Annotated in this window: 1 protein-coding gene and 13 tRNA genes; all 14 read right to left on the bottom strand. The window is 38.7% G+C overall.

The annotated features are described in order from the left end of the window. Positions 1 to 217 precede the first annotated feature (217 nt). The 14 genes from CD147_RS11080 to CD147_RS11025 all read right to left on the bottom strand — a co-directional run bounded on the left by CD147_RS11080 (position 218) and on the right by CD147_RS11025 (position 2842). On the bottom strand, positions 218 to 1276 hold the full coding sequence (locus CD147_RS11080) for a PTS sugar transporter subunit IIC (RefSeq protein ID WP_103167515.1): 1059 nt from the start codon (positions 1274 to 1276) through the stop codon (positions 218 to 220). 431 nt (positions 1277 to 1707) lie between these two features. Further along, a tRNA-Leu gene (locus CD147_RS11075) sits at positions 1708 to 1791 on the bottom strand. Positions 1792 to 1833: 42 nt separating this feature from the next. Next, positions 1834 to 1908, bottom strand: a tRNA-Gly gene (locus CD147_RS12155). A gap of 13 nt (positions 1909 to 1921) precedes the next feature. Next, positions 1922 to 1996 (bottom strand) — tRNA-Gly (locus CD147_RS12150). 13 nt (positions 1997 to 2009) lie between these two features. Beyond that, positions 2010 to 2084, bottom strand: a tRNA-Gly gene (locus CD147_RS11070). An 8-nt stretch (positions 2085 to 2092) separates the two neighbouring features. Then, positions 2093 to 2166, bottom strand: a tRNA-Cys gene (locus CD147_RS11065). Between the two features lie 5 nt (positions 2167 to 2171). Further along, positions 2172 to 2243 (bottom strand) — tRNA-Gln (locus CD147_RS11060). A 14-nt stretch (positions 2244 to 2257) separates the two neighbouring features. Next, positions 2258 to 2330, bottom strand: a tRNA-His gene (locus tag CD147_RS11055). A gap of 2 nt (positions 2331 to 2332) precedes the next feature. Then, positions 2333 to 2406: transfer RNA gene (locus tag CD147_RS11050), tRNA-Trp, on the bottom strand. 12 nt (positions 2407 to 2418) lie between these two features. Further along, positions 2419 to 2502: transfer RNA gene (locus CD147_RS11045), tRNA-Tyr, on the bottom strand. A 6-nt stretch (positions 2503 to 2508) separates the two neighbouring features. Then, a tRNA-Thr gene (locus CD147_RS11040) sits at positions 2509 to 2584 on the bottom strand. Positions 2585 to 2593: 9 nt separating this feature from the next. Next, positions 2594 to 2666, bottom strand: a tRNA-Phe gene (locus CD147_RS11035). A 14-nt stretch (positions 2667 to 2680) separates the two neighbouring features. Further along, positions 2681 to 2756, bottom strand: a tRNA-Asp gene (locus CD147_RS11030). A 12-nt stretch (positions 2757 to 2768) separates the two neighbouring features. Beyond that, a tRNA-Met gene (locus CD147_RS11025) sits at positions 2769 to 2842 on the bottom strand. Positions 2843 to 2937: the final 95 nt, after the last annotated feature.

Here is a 2937-nt window from a genome sequence, read left to right as displayed (position 1 = left end):
TTATTATACATATATTTGAATTAATATACAATAAAATTTTATAAAAAAGACAGCGAAACAGAAAATCAATATTATTTCAAAGATTTTATAGTTTCGCTTTCTCAAAGTTAATTAAAGATTTAAAAAGAATATTTCAAATACATCCTCATTTAGTCACTTATTGTCATAAAAAAAACCGAGCCATTTTTATTAATGACTCAGTTTTCTTAGTAAGCAGTTATTGTTTTGGTATTTCAAATCTGTAAATATCATCACTGTAGAGTGGTATAATCTTCTTACATATTTCATGTATAATAAATGCACTAACAAACGGGATTATTAAATAGCCGAATAGTAACAGTACAATATTCATGACAGCATCTCCAGGCATTCTATTAAATGCATTAATTGGACCAACTAATCCAGTATAACCAAAACCTGCTGAAAGTGGCGTACCTTTTATGCCAATTACATACGTCAATATACCAGATACGATACCATTTAAAGTTAATGGTACAGCAATGATTAAATGCTTTAAGTATACTGGTATCATCATTTTTGCTGCTCCAATCAATAATACTATATTTACGCCTAGAGAATTAACACGAAGAGATCCAAAGAAAAACGTAACGCACGCTGCAACAATTCCCATATTTGCAGCACCACTACCTAGCCCAGTAAGACTTATAGCAGTAGCTATAGCAACTAGAGATATAGGCGTAACCATTAAGAGTGAGAACGCTACACTAATCAGTATAGACATGAGCAATGGATTAAGTTCCGTAAATGAGTTAATCATGTGTCCTAACGCTTTAGTTATAGTTTGCACGTAAGGTAATAGTAATAAGCCGATTAATCCGCTGACTACAGGTATTAATACTGGTAAAATAATCATTTCTAGTGAACCAAGTTTACCTTGCAATAAGATATATAATGCGCACGCAATAATTATTACCAAAATAACATTGATAATATCTCCTATGCCCTTTAACACGATTCCATTTGAAGTGACCTGAAGCGCTCCAGAACCTAACATAGCAGACACCCCAACCATACAAGCACCTGCGCCATTAAATTTTAATTGATGTGCAGCTAAAACACCTATAATAAACGCCATAAATGATTGAATAATTGTAACGAGCTGATAAATAAGTTCTAAAGTATGATGATTATGCATAAACAGTTTCAAGAACTCACCTAATAATGCATTAGGTAATAAAGCAATAACCACCCCTGCGCCAACAGCATTAAGAATATTACTAAAAAAATATTTTAAATTCATACGTTGTTTAGTCATAGTAGCCTCCGTTCTTAAACATTAGATTTATATTAGTATATTATTTTGTTATAAACAATATAAATTGAATACTTTTTATCAAATTTTAAAGTTTGCGTCAAAAATTTGTAATTTTATCTAGCTATTTAAATATAAATTAGTTAAATATTTTACCGATAATCGATAGTTGCATGTTACTTCTAACACTTTGTCATAAGTAAAAGTAATTATAAATTTAAACCCCACTATTCATACACAATTGATTACCTTTGTGAGTGAGTTTATCAGCCCGATTTGACAGAGAGCGCAATGTTTCGTGAATTATTCTCTGCAATCGAATCCATCAAGCTGATTTTACATAGAGGTATTTAACATAGAGGTATTTAACATAGAGCATAAAAAAGAGCAAGAAAATTGAATTAACAACTTTCTTACTCTTACGTTTATTCATATACCGGCGGTCGGGATCGAACCGACACTCCAATAAAGGAACGGGATTTTGAGTCCCGCGCGTCTGCCAATTCCGCCACGCCGGCTCAATATAGATAAATAAAAAACTTCCACTTGGAAGCAAAATATGGAGCGGAAGATAGGACTTACACCTATATCTCGTTCCGGGAAGGAACGTGTTTTAAGAGTTAAACTACTCCCGCGTGTATTAAATTATGGAGCGGAAGATAGGATTTGCACCTATATCTCATTCCGGGAAGGAATGTATTCTAAGAGTTGAAATACTCCCGCATATATTAAATTATGGAGCGGAAGATAGGACTTACACCTATATCTCATTCCGGGAAGGAATGTGTTCTAAAAGTTGAACTACTCCCGCGTAGTACATGGAGGCGGCAACCGGATTTGAACCGGTGATAAAGGTTTTGCAGACCTCTGCCTTACCACTTGGCTATGCCGCCAATAACTGGGCTAGCTGGATTCGAACCAGCGCGTGACGGAGTCAAAGTCCGTTGCCTTACCGCTTGGCTATAGCCCATTAATAAAATTAAGGGCGGTTGAAGGGAATCGAACCCTCGAGTGTCGGAACCACAATCCGATGCGTTAACCACTTCGCCACAACCGCCATGGCAGGGACAGTAGGAATCGAACCCACATCAAAGGTTTTGGAGACCTCTATTCTACCGTTGAACTATGTCCCTATAAAAAATAGATGGTGGAGGGGGGCAGATTCGAACTGCCGAACCCGAAGGAGCGGATTTACAGTCCGCCGCGTTTAGCCACTTCGCTACCCCTCCGTGAGATGGTGCCGGCCAGAGGACTTGAACCCCCAACCTACTGATTACAAGTCAGTTGCTCTACCAATTGAGCTAGGCCGGCAACATGAAATGGTTCAGGACAGAGTCGAACTGCCGACACATGGAGCTTCAATCCATTGCTCTACCAACTGAGCTACTGAACCACAATAATAAGTAATGGCGGTCTCGACGGGAATCGAACCCGCGATCTCCTGCGTGACAGGCAGGCGTGTTAACCGCTACACTACGAGACCTAAAAAGAATAATTGCGGGAGGCGGATTTGAACCACCGACCTTCGGGTTATGAGCCCGACGAGCTACCGAACTGCTCCATCCCGCGATAATAATAAATGGCGGAGGAAGAGGGATTCGAACCCCCGCGGCCCGTTAAGGCCCTGTCGGTTTTCAAGACCGATCCCTTCAGCCGGACTTGGG

The sequence above is a fragment of the Staphylococcus devriesei genome, from assembly GCF_002902625.1.
Taxonomy (GTDB): Bacteria; Bacillota; Bacilli; order Staphylococcales; family Staphylococcaceae; genus Staphylococcus; species Staphylococcus devriesei.
The sequence above is the reverse complement of the archived record's forward strand: the minus strand, read 5'-3'. Positions and strand labels throughout refer to the sequence as shown.

What these genes read in the sequence shown, in the direction of transcription:
- CD147_RS11080 (WP_103167515.1), bottom strand. Translation starts at nt 1,276, where the DNA reads ATGACTAAACAACGTATGAATTTAAAATATTTTTTTAGTAATATTCTT.